The 15,869-nt window shown below is 40.6% G+C and carries 9 protein-coding genes; 6 read left to right on the top strand and 3 right to left on the bottom strand.

The window, feature by feature from the left end:
• Positions 1-249: 249 nt before the first annotated feature.
• Entirely contained in the window at positions 250-1,728 is a 1,479-nt protein-coding gene (locus tag BN3282_RS04405; protein WP_059066947.1) for a sodium:solute symporter family protein, read from the bottom strand.
• Positions 1,725-2,000, bottom strand: a complete 276-nt coding sequence (locus tag BN3282_RS15185) for a cation-translocating P-type ATPase (protein ID WP_242866595.1) — start codon at positions 1,998-2,000, stop codon at positions 1,725-1,727. Before BN3282_RS15185 ends, BN3282_RS04405 begins: the two co-directional genes overlap by 4 nt.
• A gap of 342 nt (positions 2,001-2,342) precedes the next feature.
• Here BN3282_RS15185 and BN3282_RS04395 point away from each other — a divergent pair, with 342 nt between their 5' ends.
• The 3 genes from BN3282_RS04395 (at position 2,343) to BN3282_RS04385 (ending at position 6,222) form a co-directional block, all read left to right on the top strand.
• On the top strand, positions 2,343-3,485 hold the full coding sequence (locus BN3282_RS04395; RefSeq protein ID WP_162858214.1) for an amidohydrolase family protein: 1,143 nt from the start codon (positions 2,343-2,345) through the stop codon (positions 3,483-3,485).
• 164 nt (positions 3,486-3,649) lie between these two features.
• Positions 3,650-4,498: a MurR/RpiR family transcriptional regulator gene (locus BN3282_RS04390; protein WP_059066943.1), complete on the top strand. Its 849-nt coding sequence runs from the start codon at positions 3,650-3,652 to the stop codon at positions 4,496-4,498.
• 338 nt (positions 4,499-4,836) lie between these two features.
• On the top strand, positions 4,837-6,222 hold the full coding sequence (locus BN3282_RS04385; RefSeq protein WP_059066941.1) for a D-alanyl-D-alanine carboxypeptidase family protein: 1,386 nt from the start codon (positions 4,837-4,839) through the stop codon (positions 6,220-6,222).
• A 757-nt stretch (positions 6,223-6,979) separates the two neighbouring features.
• Here the strand turns inward: BN3282_RS04385 and BN3282_RS04380 are convergent.
• Entirely contained in the window at positions 6,980-7,852 is an 873-nt protein-coding gene (locus BN3282_RS04380; protein WP_059070268.1) for an Rpn family recombination-promoting nuclease/putative transposase, read from the bottom strand.
• A gap of 511 nt (positions 7,853-8,363) precedes the next feature.
• On the opposite strand from BN3282_RS04380, the gene BN3282_RS04375 reads away from it, so the two are divergent.
• From BN3282_RS04375 to BN3282_RS04365, 3 genes are all read left to right on the top strand, one after another.
• Positions 8,364-9,752 (top strand): glutamate synthase-related protein, encoded by a 1,389-nt coding sequence (locus tag BN3282_RS04375; protein ID WP_059066938.1) that lies wholly within the window; start codon positions 8,364-8,366, stop codon positions 9,750-9,752.
• 470 nt (positions 9,753-10,222) lie between these two features.
• Positions 10,223-13,378, top strand: coding sequence for an isoleucine--tRNA ligase (gene ileS / locus BN3282_RS04370; RefSeq protein WP_059066937.1), 3,156 nt, complete (start codon positions 10,223-10,225; stop codon positions 13,376-13,378).
• A gap of 5 nt (positions 13,379-13,383) precedes the next feature.
• Positions 13,384-15,858, top strand: a complete 2,475-nt coding sequence (locus BN3282_RS04365; RefSeq protein ID WP_059066935.1) for a glycogen/starch/alpha-glucan phosphorylase — start codon at positions 13,384-13,386, stop codon at positions 15,856-15,858.
• Positions 15,859-15,869 lie beyond the last annotated feature (11 nt).

Here is a 15,869-nt window from a genome sequence, read left to right as displayed (position 1 = left end):
TTGAGAAACTCTATACTTCTTCGCTAAAAAGTCAGACCTCTTTCCACAAGATAAACATTCAAGAACTATTTGTTTCTTGAATTCAAATGAATAATATTTTGCAATGAAAAAATCGACCTCCCAATCGTTAGATTTTTGGTCTAACTTTTGGGGGGCGGTTTAAGTTGAATAAATAAGGAAGAGCCTTTTTAGATTTGATTTTAATTTATTAATATGACGATCAGTCTTAATATAGAAAAATTTCAAATTCTATTTAAAGGGTACAAAGAATCTTGCCTCTATGTCCGAAATATCCTTTTTCTTTAATAATAGAGAAATGAATATTAAAAGAAGGATGTTAATTCCAAATGCCCACATAAAACCAGGCCAACCAAGTGGAGATACATTCATAATACGTGTGGCAAAAAGAATAATTGTACCGGCAGTAAGTCCGGCGATAGCACCCTCTTTTCTAACACCTTTCCAATAAAGTCCGGCGATAAAAGGCGGAGCAAGCTGCGCAAGACCTGTATAAGCCACATCCTGCACTAGCTGTACTAGGGTCTGAGGTGGCCGCAGAGCAATAAGGCTGCATATTACAGCTATAGCTATAATGATTATACGAGAAAGAAACATATTTTGTTTATCAGTAACTTGATCTTTTCGTTTGAAGAGTATTAAATCTTGTGAAACAATTTGTGATGTAACCAAAAGCATAGCATTCATGGTTGAAAGCCCGGCGGACATTGCTGCTCCCATGATAAGGGCGGCAACGAGCCAATGACTGTAGCGAGTCATCATCATAGGAAGAATATTATCTGCGGCGGTGACTTCTGAAGCTGGAATAAGAATATGACCTGCCAGACCAATAAATAAAGCTGCTACTCCGTAAATAATTATCATAGACAGCGGAATACTGAATGCCGAACGGGACAAGGCTTTTTCATCCTTTGCCATTAAGGACTTATTCCACACATGTGGACAGAGCCATAAACCAAAAGGAAGTACAATAAATTGCATGATCCAGTATTGATCGGTGTAAAGCCCTTTAGGACCTGGGCGACTTAAAAGTTCAGGTAGGGAGGAAGCGGTTGTATTGAACAAAGCGTCAATCCCTCCTGAAGGTCCAAGGGCAATATAAGCGGCAACAACGATGCCTACTATAAGGATAATAGCCTGAATAGCGTCTAAGAGTACTACACCGCTGGCGCCTCCGATCAAAACATATAAGAGGGAAAAGACAACAGAAACAAAGATCGCTGCTTCATAGGGAACTATTTCTCCGGTAACCATAGATAGAGCACGTGCATTGCCGACATATTGCATGGCGAGGAAAACCATGGTCATAAGGACTGCAATACAGGAGGCAAGCACTTTCAGGTAAGAGCTTTTATATCTATCCTGAAAATAATCGCCAATGGAGAGATAGCCGTATTTTTTCGCCTGTCTGCGGATTTTATTTCCAAAATACAGAATCATCAGACAGACCCACATTTGGCTTAAAACAATGGCGAAATAGGAGATACCATGGTTATAGTACATTCCCGGGGCTCCCAGAAATGCAAAGGTACTCATCACGGAAGCGATCATAGTCAGAGGAAGAAGTACGGAACTGACACCGCGGCCGGCTAAGAAGAATCCCTCCGCGTTTTTTTTATGTTTTTTTCTTCTCCCGTTTATAATCGTAACTATAAGCATAAAGAAAAGATAAGTAATAATTATCAAAAAACTAAGTATCTGTTTATTCATTCGTTCCCCTCCTTTTCCTGTGATACTTTGACAAAATGTCTGCAGACACAATATATAAAGATCAGGTCTATAAACATCAATATCCACCAATAAGCAAGAGTGACAGGTAACCATCCAAACAGGAGAACAGGGGATTGTTTTGTAAAAGGAAATGGGATGAAGCCTAAAAGAAACAGTACAATGAAAATAGGAATAATGACTTTATTATTCATAGACCTTGGTCTTTTGCTGTTTTCTAAACAGATATTTCCTTTCATATGGTTTTCTTTCATAATTTTTCTCCTCATTAAAGTATTAAATTTTATTTGGAACAGCAGAAATAAATGGATCCATTTTAGTTTATTAAATTTTCAAAGTGCATGCATTTGAAAAAAAGTTTTCAGAATTTATGTATTTAATCAGTGAAATGTGAAATAAATTATCTGTACTTAATATATAATGCCAAAATAGTTTTGTCAATAAAAAAGATAATTTATTTTAAAAAAAGATAATCTTTTTCTATTGACAGATAAAAAATATTTGATAGAATAAAAGACAGAAAAAAGTGTATGCATTTAGAGCAGAAACAAAATTTAATCAGAGAGAAAAATGAAAAACAATGGAGGAAATTAAGAATGAAAAAATTAGATTTAAGCGGCATTCCTGCTATCGATAACCATTGCCATCCATTTCCATATGGACGTGAAGCAAAAGATTTTGAACGTGCTCTTTGCATCGGGCTTTATCCGGTAGAATCTGAAGATATGAGACATACGATACTATATCATATGATGACCAATGAGTTAAAAAGATTTTTCAAAATGGATGCAGGAGCTTCGCAGGAAGAAGTAGTCAAACAGCGTAATAAAGCGCGCAGTATGAATACTTACGTGCAAGATTTGATCAAAGATGCCGGATTGGAGGCCCTTTTAGTAGACTTTGGATACCCGATCACGCGCAAGACTCTGACTAGCCAGGAAATCAGCGATTTCTATAAGGAAGTGGGAGATACAAAGGTATATGGTATCAATCGTATTGAATGGGTGGCAGAAAAAATTCTCGCAGAAGAACCTTCTTTTGATGAATTTACGCGGCGGCTGAAAGAGGATACAGTAGCAATGATTAAAAATGAAAATCTTGTAGCAGTAAAATCTGTGATCGCATATTTGACCGGATTAAAGGTAGAAGTATTATCAGAAGAAGAATTCCGCAGCGGATACTATGCATATCTGGCAGATCCGCAGGATATAGTTGCCGAAAAGAAAGTACGTGATTATACTTTCCTAAAAGGGTGTGAGATTTGCAGAGAACAGGATGTGCCGCTGCAGATACACACGGGTTTGGGGGATAGTCCCGACTGCAATATGTTACAGTGCAATCCTCTTCTTCTTTTTGACGCAATAAATTCTTCCTACTGTCAGGGAACAAAAATAGTGCTTATTCATGCGTCCTATCCATATTTGGAGGAATTGGGGATACTTCTGAACCACTACACAAATATCTATGCAGATGTCAGTTCCATGATACCGTATGCAAGTTTTGCCGCAGATGACAAGCTATTAAAGCTTTTTGAAATGGCTCCGCTCAATAAGATATTCTATGGAAGTGATGGTGCAGGAGTTCCTGAACATATGTGGCTGGCGGCTAGATTTGTAAGAAAATCTCTGGCAAGAGCGTTGGAGACGCTTATGGATAGAGGATATATTACCGAAGAGTATGCAATGAAGGCGGCACGTAACATCCTATGTGATAATCTGCGCCGTGTATATAAAATATAGTTCGCAGGATAAGCAGATAAATATAATTTTATTAACAAAAGGAGCATAAGCGAGGAGCAATAGCTTTGTGCTCATATGGACAGTGTAAAAAATATATGGTAAAATAGATTGCAAAACTACCCCGGATGACGTGTCATTCGGGGTATTGGAAGGAGATGACGGATTTGAAGTTTGACTTATTAGAACGGATAGAACAACAGTCATCAAATTTTACTAAAGTATTAACAAAAATTGCGGCGTATGTAAAGAAAGAGTATCTGCGTATTCCCTTCCTTTCTATTCAGGAAATCAGCAGTGAATGTGGAGTCAGTGCGACAAGTATTCACCGGTTTTGTACAAGCCTTGGGTACAGTGGTTATTCTGAATTACAAAAAGTAATACAAGTCTTGATGCAGAAAGAGCTGGTTATAAAAGAGACAGAGACGTATCGTGGCTGGGGGAAAGAAGAAGGAGGCATTCTAAAAAAACAAATTGAATCTAATACAGAGATATTAAAAGAAATGTATACAGAGGATTTGAATGAAAATTTCTTGAAAGCTGCAGGCAAAATAAAAAATGCGCGCCGGGTATATATCTTAGGCTTACGAGAAGCCTATTCAGTGGCATTTTATCTTTATCATCTTTTAAGCGATTACATGGATAATGTCATATTACTTACTATAGGTGTGGATGATATATATGACAGGATTGCCAATGTCAAAGAAGGAGACGTCCTGGTTGCCATTGGATTTAAGGCATATACGAAAAATACAGTAGATGTGATTCGATATTTTCATTCTCAGAAAGCAAGTACGATCGCACTTACAGATTTGTATACATCACCACTTGCCATACAGGCAGATATCAGCCTCATTCCAGGAAACAAAACACCCTCTTATGGATATGTTATGGCGGTTACAATTATAAAAGCACTTTCTGTCGAAGTCTTAAGTTTACATAAGAACGAAAGGATGAACGAAAACTTTAAACAAAAAGAAGAGCTGTTGAAAGCAATGGATATCTATACAGAGTAAAAAGATAAAAAATAGTAATATAGTTATTATATGGAAATAAGAATACGAAAAATCAACAGAATGCCATATTTTATAAATGGCATTTTTTTAAGTATTAGGAAAGTTCTCTCTTTTAGAAAAAGAGAAAAACAGTCCATATCCAGAAAGTCACTGTCGTTCATGTATTTAATATGATAGTAGGTCATGCTTTCCAGATGAGATTCGATGTATTGCTTTCTGAGTTTTTCTGCAAGTTTATGTTCATTTATGGGTTTCAGGGGAATGCGGTCTCCGTTTCATACTTGATATTTTGATTAATAATTACAGGAAATAGAGCCTGCTGCTATGGAGGTTAAAGAATGAGAAAATCAGGAAAACAGATTTTACTTATGATATTGGCTGCTGTGCTTATACTACAGCCATCATGGAAAGTACTGGCAGAGGAAGTGCAGACAGATCAGAATGTGTCTGAAGAAGCAGAAATGACAGAAGAAGAAAAGCAGGCAGCAGAAGAAAAAGAAAAACAAGAATCCTATGAGACAGTGCCGGATACAAATGTAATAAAAGATTGGCCTCAGGGACCAAACATATACGGAGCGTCTGCGATTGTTATAGATATGGACAGCGGCGCCGTACTTTATGAAAAAAGAGCAGATGAAAAACAGTATCCTGCAAGTATTACAAAACTTCTTACTACTTTAGTGGCACTGGAAAATGGAGAACTTGCGGATGAGATTATTTTTTCGGAAGACAGTATTTCTTTTTTGGAATATGGGGATGCCAGTATAGGAATGACACCTGGAGAAATTCTGACATTGGAGGAAGCTTTATATGGGGTACTTTTAGCGTCCGCAAATGAAGTTTCCTATGCGGTGGCAGAAAACATCGGACAGAAAATGGGTGGAGGATATGCTGCTTTTATCCAGAAAATGAATGACCGTTCAATAGAGCTGGGCTGCACAAGATCGCATTGGGTCAATGCAAATGGGCTCCATGACGAAGAACATTATACGACAGCACACGATATGGCGCTAATTGCTTCCGCAGTTTATAAAAAAGAAGTATTTCAGACGATCATGCAGTCTCTTTCTTATACGATCCCTCCGACTAATTTGATGGAAGAAGAAAGGGTGCTCTGGCAAAATCATAAAATGCTCTGGCCAGAAAATTATTATTATTATGCATACTGTACCGGCGGAAAAACCGGATATACAGATCAGGCTAAGACCACTCTTGTAACAATGGCAGATAATGGCTCTATGCGGCTGGCAGCAGTAGTTTTGCACGACTATGGCGTATCTGTTTATGATGATACACGGGCAATGCTGGATTATGCTTTTGAAAATTTTACCAGGCTCCCTTTAACAGTTGAAGAAAATACAGAGTTGAAAAAGAATATAGGATCTTTTAAAGATAATGCATATGTGACGGTACCATTGGGAGTAACTCTTTCGGATCTGGAGTCAGAGATTACAATTATGGATGAGAAAGACAGGACAGGATTTGTTACGTACACATATAAAGGCGAAAATGTAGGAAACGCCCATGTGCAATTGACAAAAGAATATATGACAAGTCAAGGAAGCGAACAGGATATAAAGATTGAACAAAAAGAAAGTGAAGAAAAGAAATCTCCTGAAGCAGGCGATTCCGACAGGAACATAAAGGCAATAGTCAGTATAGGTATTGCATCTATATTACTGGCGCTTATATTGATGATAGGAATGAAATATAGAAAAATATAAATTTAACGTAGCAACAAGCAGTGCGAAAAGGAACAGTTCATGCCCTGTGTCATGCTTGCATGTAAATAGGGTGTGAACTGTTCCTTTTCATTCGGCGACTGCCGATAGCGAAATGAAGCGGAAGCGAAATTGAGCTGACACTGCGGAAGCGTTCAAAAGAAATAGGAAGTCAAACGACAAAAGGGCGCATGAAATGTGTATTTTACATCGCTCGTCAGGGTTGCACCGAAATTCCTCGCTCACGCAAAACATACCTTATCGTGCATAGCACGCCTGCCTGAAAGGCATGTGTTGCGATATGCTCGAATGAGTGCACATTTCATGCATACACTTTCGCCGCTTAAGTTCATGTTCCTGTTTTAAAAAATCGACTTCACGCTGCTACAAACTTCCAAGCAGAAGTATCTATTCCCTTCCGATTGGAGATGTACAACAACGTGAAGTCGTCTTTTTTTCTGAAATTTAATTGAGGAATCTACCTTCTGATAGTGGAGTGAAACTTCTGATTGGAAGAGACAGCGAAGAACCACTATGTCAGATAAGCAGGGCATTGACAGGAGCGTTCCGAATACAGTTCGCCTGGTTCTTAGCGCAGTACATCTGCGTGTTCCAATGGACACGTCGATGTTCTGTGCTTAGAATCACTCGAACGGATGAGGTAAAGCGGGTCCTGTCCTGTGTTCTGACATAGTGGTTCTTTGCGTACCTTCTATAATAAATTTTACTCTTTCTCTATAAGGCAGTTCGTCAGTTAAATTTATATTTTATTTTTTATGAATTTCTGGACGGTTTCTATATCTGTTTCCAACATTTCTGCGATTTCTTCTGCAGAATATCCCTTTTGGACTTTCTTTTTTACCAATTCCTCTAGTTTTTGCAGTCCGCCCTGTGCCAGCCCCTCTTTTAATCCGGAAGCATGACCTTCGCGAATACCTTCTTCGCGCGCTTCATTTCGTTCTATAATTTTTTCTTCCCAAGCCTGCATATACTTCACCCCGATCTTTTCACTGGATTTGATCGCCCGGATGCGTTTCTGGATCTTATGGATCCGTTCGCTGGCGCAAGTTCTGCTTACTTCTTCCGTGGTGTGCTCCATATACTTGAGGAGATCTACCAGTTCTTCTGACACACCTTCTGCATTCTTTCCATGTGTGTTTAGGAAGATACGGACAGCGTTGTCTCCCAGAGAAAGTTCCGGCACCTCTTCACACTGCATGCGGAAGGTATAGCGGTACAGCCCGTAGCCGAACAGGTCAAAGGGACAGATCAGGATGATATACACGGGATTTAATTTGTGGAAGCCTACATTTCCCGGAGTTAATAGATTCGAGTCGATCAATGCTTGGTAGAAGCGACTTCGTTTTGGAAGGTTTCCTGTATTCTTCTGTTGGACTTCTGTGTTATAGACCGTGTCCTGCTCATCCATTGCCCATACATCCAGCCGCACATAGCGATTCAGAGGATGGGTGCGCTGTTCCTTTTCCGTCTGGGGAAGCAGTTTTAATACGACTTCTTTGCCTAAGATGATCTCCAGTATATCCCGCATAGTATCCGGGTCGTCCGCCGCCTGTGCGAATAAAAAACGATCCAATAGGTTCAAATCCTTCAATGGTTTTTGTCTTTGTTCCATATGTACTTTTCTCCTTCCATTATAGGGAAAAGCCCACTGGTTTACAACACTTTTCCCTAAATTGCCTGCGACGTGGATTTTCATTTCAGCGACATATATTTTCCTGCATCTACGTGTGGCATGACACTGAAAAAATTTGTCCGGCACAGGTATGTGATCTTGTTTCTTTGGGTAAATGTTTGCGAATATCCCGGATAAAGATCCGGATATACCGACGTTCCAGTAACTGGATAAATATAGAATGATCTGTATAAAGCAGATCATCAGACTGTGTTTTAGAAAAACACAAAATTTTTTTCTAGATGCGCATCTAAAAAGATACTTTCACTCTAACACAACAAAAGATAAACTACAACAAAAAATATAAATTTGAGCGACCCGGAATCAAAAGCTGTTGTCAAACTTTTGGAATGATGTTTCATAAGTGGTCAGCACAGGATACTTATGATAAAATGGAAATAAGTAGTTGTGCAGTTTCTATATAGATGGAGCCGAAAGGAGGATAAGGTCATTGAAAAGATACAGATGCAGTGTTTGCGGGTATATTTATGATGAAGAGTTGGAAGGAAACCCTTTTTCAGAGTTAAAGGAATGTCCGGTCTGCCATCAGACAACAGAAAAGTTTACTGTTTATAAAGAGGAAAAAACAGGAAAAGTACAAGAAAAGAAAGAAGTAAAATTGGAATATCCAAAGGAATTCGTCCGACAGGATGAAGACAGCAGATATATGCAAGAAATCCATGAAATTGCAGTGACCGGGAAAAGTATCTCGGCTTCTATGGGAACAGAACTGCCTATGCCAAACTGGGATGATATTCTCTTATTAGGCGCACAGTTGGATCCTATGCCCTTAGAAGAGAGTGCGGCGGTGAGGACAGAGACGGTGATCGGAAAGCACGCACGTAAACCTCTTATCCTGAAAAATCCGGTTTACATTTCCCACATGTCCTTTGGAGCCCTTTCAAGAGAGGCAAAGATATCCCTTGCAAAAGGCTCTGCTATGGCCCACACTGCTATGTGCTCAGGAGAGGGAGGTATTCTTCCGGAAGAGATGGAGGCGGCGGACAAGTACATTTTTGAATATGTAGGAAACCTGTATAGCGTTACTCCAGAAAATCTGCAGAAGGCGGATGCAATTGAGATCAAGATCGGACAGGGTACAAAGCCGGGAATGGGAGGACACCTGCCGGGTGAAAAAGTAACGAAAGAAATCAGTGAAATAAGAAATAAACCGATAGGAAAAGATATTATTGCACCTGCGAGATTTCCGGGCGTTGAGACAAAGGAAGATTTAAAGAACTTGATCAGTCAGTTAAGATATGCTTCTGAGGGAAGACCCATAGGAGTGAAGATCGCAGCAGGAAGGATAGAGAGAGATTTAGCTTTTTGTGTGTATGCAGAACCGGATTTTATCACGATAGATGGAAGAGGAGGCGCAACAGGTTCTTCCCCCAAATTATTAAGAGATAGTGCAAGCGTTCCGACGATTTACGCATTATACAGAGCCAGGAAATACCTTGACAGTATCCATTCAGATATTAGTCTGATCATTACAGGAGGCCTGCGTGTATCTTCTGATTTTGCCAAGGCGATCGCCATGGGGGCAGATGCTGTGGCAGTTGCTTCTGCGGCTCTGATCGCAATGGCATGCCAACAGTATAAGATCTGTGGGACGGGAATGTGCCCTATGGGTGTTGCGACACAGGATAAGGAATTGAGATCTCGTCTGCATGAAGATGCGGCGGCAGCCAGAGTGGCAAATTTCTTAAACGTTTCTCTGGAAGAATTAAAAATGTTCTCCAGAATTACAGGACATGAGGATATCCATGATTTGTCCGTGGAAGATTTATGTACAATAAACAGGGAGATCAGTGAGTTTACGAATATTCCACATGCATAATGTATGGAAATAACGTGTTTATACTCTTGACTATTTTTAATATTCTACTTATAATAACCATGTATAAACAGAAAGAAAAGGCTGTGACAAAGACAGTAGACTATATTTGAACGTTAAAGCGAGCCGGGGAGGGTGAAAGCCTGGTACCAGTAGGATATTTTCGAATATCACTTTTGAGCCGCAGTTCTCGAAACGAAAGATTTTCTTTTGCAGAAAACGAAGAAGGAGTAGAGACTGACGCAGGTTCCGGCGTTATGAGGGACACATATACAAACCGTCAGGTTTAAGTATGTCGTAACAGGTGGTGAAACGTAAGCAGAAGGCTTTCGTCCTATTACAGGGCGAAGGTCTTTTTTATTCCATAGGGATTTGCTTCCTATGAAATAAAAAGGCTCCGCAAGGAGGCGCACTCGTGTGAAGATGTAACATGCCGCAAGCGATCCGCTTGGCGCAAAGAAAGGAAGAAGAAAATGTATAAGAAAGTTTCCACAGACATGAATTTTGTAGAAAGAGAAAAAGAAATTGAAAAGTTTTGGGCGGATAACCAGATATTCCAGAAGAGCATGGAAGAAAGAGAAGGCTGTCCGGAGTATACATTCTATGATGGACCTCCGACAGCAAATGGAAAACCCCATATTGGACATGTGCTGACCCGTGTGATCAAAGATATGATCCCAAGATACCGTACAATGAAAGGGAGTATGGTTCCAAGAAAAGCGGGATGGGATACACATGGTCTGCCGGTAGAGCTGGAAGTAGAGAAGCTGCTGGGATTAGACGGAAAAGACCAGATCGAAGAATATGGTCTGGAACCGTTTATCGACAAATGTAAAGAGAGTGTATGGAAATACAAAGGTATGTGGGAAGACTTCTCTAGTACGGTTGGTTTCTGGGCGGATATGGAACATCCATATGTCACATATGACAATAATTTCATCGAGTCTGAATGGTGGGCATTAAAACAGATCTGGGATAAAAAGCTGCTCTATAAAGGCTTCAAGATCGTACCTTACTGTCCGCGCTGCGGGACACCGCTTTCGGCACAGGAAGTGGCACAGGGCTACAAGGATGTAAAAGAACGTTCTGCGATCGTAAGATTTAAAGTAAAAAACGAGGATGCATATATCCTTGCATGGACGACGACGCCTTGGACTTTGCCGTCCAACTTGGCTTTGTGTGTACATCCTTCGGAAGTCTATCTGAAGGTAAAGGCAGCAGACGGGCGGGTATACTATATTGCAGAAGCGCTTGCCGATAAAGTACTCGGAAAACTATCAGAAGAAGGAAAACCTGCCTATGAAGTATTAGAGACATATGTGGGAACAGATCTGGAATATAAAGAATATGAGCCTCTTTATCAGTGTGCTGCAGATAGCGCAGAGAAACAAAAGAAGAAAGCCTTCTTTGTCGTATGCGATACCTACGTAACGATGACAGACGGTACAGGTATTGTGCATATTGCGCCGGCATTCGGTGAAGATGATGCCAGTGTAGGAAGAAAATATGATCTGCCATTTGTGCAGCTTGTAGATGAAAAAGGAAATATGGGAGAGACGACTCCATTTGCAGGCGTATTTGTGAAAAAAGCAGATCCTATGGTTTTAAAAGATCTGGATGAAAGAGGACTGCTTTTGGATGCTCCAAAATTCGAGCATAGTTATCCGCATTGCTGGAGATGCGACACACCGCTTATTTATTATGCACGTGAGTCTTGGTTTATCAAGATGACAGCAGTAAAAGAAGATCTGATTGCCAATAACAACACGATCAACTGGATCCCGGAAAGCATTGGAAAGGGACGTTTCGGAGATTGGCTGGAAAATGTTCAGGACTGGGGGATCAGCAGAAACCGCTACTGGGGAACTCCGCTGAATATATGGGAATGTGAATGTGGACATATGCATTCTGTGGGAAGTATCGCAGAGTTAAAAGAGATGTCTCCAAATTGTCCGGAAGATATAGAACTGCATCGTCCGTATATTGATGATGTGACGATTACTTGTCCGGAATGTGGAAAACAGATGCGCCGAGTGCCGGAAGTGATCGACTGCTGGTTTGACAGCGGCTCTATGCCATTTGCACAGCACCACTATCCATTTGAAAATGAAGAGATATTTAAACAGCAGTTCCCGGCAGATTTTATTTCCGAAGCAGTAGATCAGACGCGTGGTTGGTTCTATTCTCTTCTGGCTATTTCTACGCTCTTATTTAATAAAGCGCCATACAAAAATGTTATCGTGTTGGGGCATGTGCAGGATGAAAATGGACAGAAGATGAGTAAGTCTAAGGGAAATGCCGTAGATCCGTTTGATGCGTTGGAGACATACGGAGCAGATGCGATCCGTTGGTATTTCTATGTCAACAGCGCTCCTTGGCTTCCAAACCGTTTCCATGGTAAGGCGGTGACGGAAGGACAGCGCAAATTTATGGGAACATTGTGGAACACGTATGCATTTTTCGTACTTTATGCGAATATAGATGAGTTTGACGCTACAAAATATACATTAGAATATGAAAAATTATCTGTTATGGATAAATGGCTTTTGTCTAAACTAAATACGTTGATCCGCACAGTAGATGAAAATCTTGCCAATTACCGGATTCCGGAATCGGCAAGAGCGCTGCAAGAATTTGTAGATGATATGAGTAACTGGTATGTAAGAAGAAGCCGCGAACGTTTCTGGGCAAAAGGAATGGAACAGGATAAAATTAATGCATATATGACATTGTACACAGCGCTTGTCACAGTTTCCAAAGTAGCTGCTCCGATGATTCCGTTTATGACCGAAGAAATCTATCAAAATCTTGTAAGAAGTATTGATAAGACGGCTCCGGAAAGTATACATTTGTGCGATTTCCCTGTTGCGGAAGAAAAATATATTGACGCAGATCTGGAAGCGAATATGGAAAATGTTCTGAAATTAGTCGTTATGGGGCGTGCATGCAGAAATGCATCTAATATCAAAAACCGTCAGCCGATCGGACAGATGTTTGTAAAAGCGGGATTTACACTTCCGGAATTCTACCAGGATATTGTGACAGATGAGCTAAATGTAAAGAATGTAAAATTTACAGAGGATGTCAGAGAATTTACTTCATATAGTTTTAAACCGCAGTTAAAGACCGTAGGTCCTAAATATGGTAAAATGTTAGGCGGGATCAAAGCGGCGCTTGACGCAGTAGATGGAAACGCGGCTATGGATGAGATAAATGAGACCGGCGCGCTGAAGCTGTATGTGAATGAACAGGAGATCACGCTATTTAAGGAAGACTTACTGATCGATACAGCACAGATCGATGGATATGTTTCAGAAAATGATAACGGCATCACGGTCGTACTGGACACAAATCTGACAGAAGAACTTTTAGAAGAAGGATTTGTGAGAGAAATCATCAGCAAAGTCCAGACAATGCGTAAGGAAGCAGATTTTGAAGTTATGGATAGGATCTGCCTGACTTACAAAGGAAGTCAGAAAGCCGAGGAGATCTTTGCAAAATATAATACGTCTATCGGCGGGGAAGTATTGGCAAAAAGTGTTGTAAATACACAGCCTTCCGGTTATGTAAAAGAGTGGAAGATCAATGGAGAAGCCGTTACAATGGGCGTTGAGAGAGAGGATATGTAACATATATGTATGGTAAAAGATTTGAAAAAGAAACATTTAAAACAGCAGTAAAAGATAACGTGAAGACCCTTTATCGCAAAACGATAGACGAGGCTACGCCGCAGCAGATATTTCAGGCTGTTTCCTATGCGGTAAAAGAAGTGATCATTGATGACTGGCTGGCGACGCAGAAGGCATATGACGAGGCGGATGCGAAGACAGTTTACTATATGTCTATGGAATTTCTGATGGGGCGCGCTCTTGGAAATAACCTGATTAATATGACTGCATACGGAGAAGTAAAAGAAGCGCTTGCGGAGATGAACATAGACTTAAATGTGATCGAGGATGAAGAGCCGGATCCGGCTCTTGGCAACGGCGGCTTAGGCCGTCTTGCCGCCTGCTTTTTAGATTCCCTTTCTACATTGAATTATCCGGCGTATGGCTGCGGGATCCGTTATCGTTACGGTATGTTTAAGCAGAAGATCGAAAATGGATACCAGGTAGAAGAACCGGACAATTGGCTCAAAGAGGGAAATCCATTTGAGTTGAGGAGAGAAGAATACGCAAAAGAAGTACGGTTTGGCGGTAATATCCGGTTCGAGAAAGATCCGGAGACAGGGAAGGATATATTTATCCAGGAGAATTATGAATCTGTTTTGGCGATTCCCTATGATATGCCTATTGTCGGATATGGAAATCATGTAGTGAATACTTTGCGTGTATGGGATGCAAAGGCGATCACCGATTTTCAGCTGGATGAATTTGACAGAGGAAATTATCACAAGGCGGTAGAGCAGGAAAATCTGGCGAAATTGATCGTAGATGTCCTTTATCCGAATGATAATCACTATTCCGGCAAAGAATTACGTTTAAAACAGCAGTATTTCTTTATTTCCGCAAGTCTGCAGGCAATGATAGCAAAATACAAGAAGAGGCACAGTGATATCCGGAAATTATACGAGAAGGTGGTCATTCAGATGAATGATACACATCCGACGGTAGCAGTTCCGGAGTTAATGCGCCTGCTGATCGATGAGGAAGGACTAAACTGGGAAGAAGCATGGGAAGTTACATCCAAAACCTGTGCTTACACAAACCATACGATTATGGCAGAAGCGTTGGAAAAATGGCCCATTGATTTATTTTCCCGTCTTTTGCCGCGTATTTACCAGATCGTACAGGAGATAGACCGCCGGTTTCTTATTCAGGTGAGAGCGAAATATCCGGGCAATGAAGAAAAAGTCAAGAAGATGGCAATTCTTATGGATGGCCAGGTGAGAATGGCAAATATGGCGATCATTTCTGGTTTTTCCGTAAACGGTGTGGCAAAGCTGCATACGGAAATCTTGAAACACCAAGAATTGAAAGATTTCTATGAGATGTTTCCAGAGAAATTTAACAATAAGACAAACGGTATCACACAGAGACGTTTTCTGGCACATGGAAATCCGCTGCTTGCCGGCTGGATCACAGATAGGATTGGGGACGGTTGGATCACAGATCTGTCGAAAATAGCAAATTTGAAGCCTCTTGTCAATGATGAGCAGGCAAGACGGGAATTTATGCAGATCAAGTATAAAAATAAAGTACGCCTGGCAGAATATATTAAGAAGCATAATGGAATCGAAGTAGATCCCCGTTCCATCTTTGATGTACAGGTAAAACGTCTCCATGAATATAAGCGGCAGTTTTTAAATATTCTGCACATTATGTATCTGTATAACCAGATAAAGGAGCATCCGGAAATGTCGTTTTATCCAAGAACTTTTATTTTTGGAGCAAAAGCGGCTGCAGGATACCAGCGTGCGAAGGAGACGATCAAGTTGATCAATTCGGTTGCAGATGTCGTTAATAATGATAGGAGTATCAATGGAAAACTTAAGATCGTATTTATAGAAGATTACCGTGTATCCAACGCAGAATTGCTTTTTGCCGCTGCAGATGTAAGCGAACAGATCTCTACCGCTTCAAAAGAAGCATCTGGAACCGGGAACATGAAATTTATGCTGAACGGCGCTCCCACGCTTGGAACAATGGATGGGGCTAATGTAGAGATTGTACAGGAAGTCGGAGAAGACAACGCGTTTATTTTTGGTTTAAGCTCCCAGGAAGTCATTGATTATGAAAATCATGGCGGCTATAATCCTTTAGATATTTACTTTAACGATTGGGAACTAAAACGAGTCATTGATCAGTTGATGGATGGAACATATGCGAATGGCGATCATGATATGTATAAGAATCTGTATAATTCCTTATTGAATACACAGTGTACTGCGCGTCCGGATGTATATTTTATATTAAAGGATTTCCGCTCTTATGCAGAGGCGCAGAAAAAGGTCGAGCAGGCATATCGGGATGAACAAAGATGGTCTAAAATGGCTCTTCTCAATACTGCGTGCAGCGGTAAGTTTAGTTCAGACAGGACAATAGAAGAATATGTGGAAGATATATGGAAATTAGAAAAAATACAGGTTCCGTCAGGACAGTTTTTTTAGCCTGATGGTGG

It is taken from the genome of Mediterraneibacter massiliensis (assembly GCF_001487105.1).
Lineage (GTDB): Bacteria > Bacillota > Clostridia > Lachnospirales > Lachnospiraceae > Mediterraneibacter > Mediterraneibacter massiliensis.
This window is presented reverse-complemented; position numbering and strand designations above follow the sequence as displayed.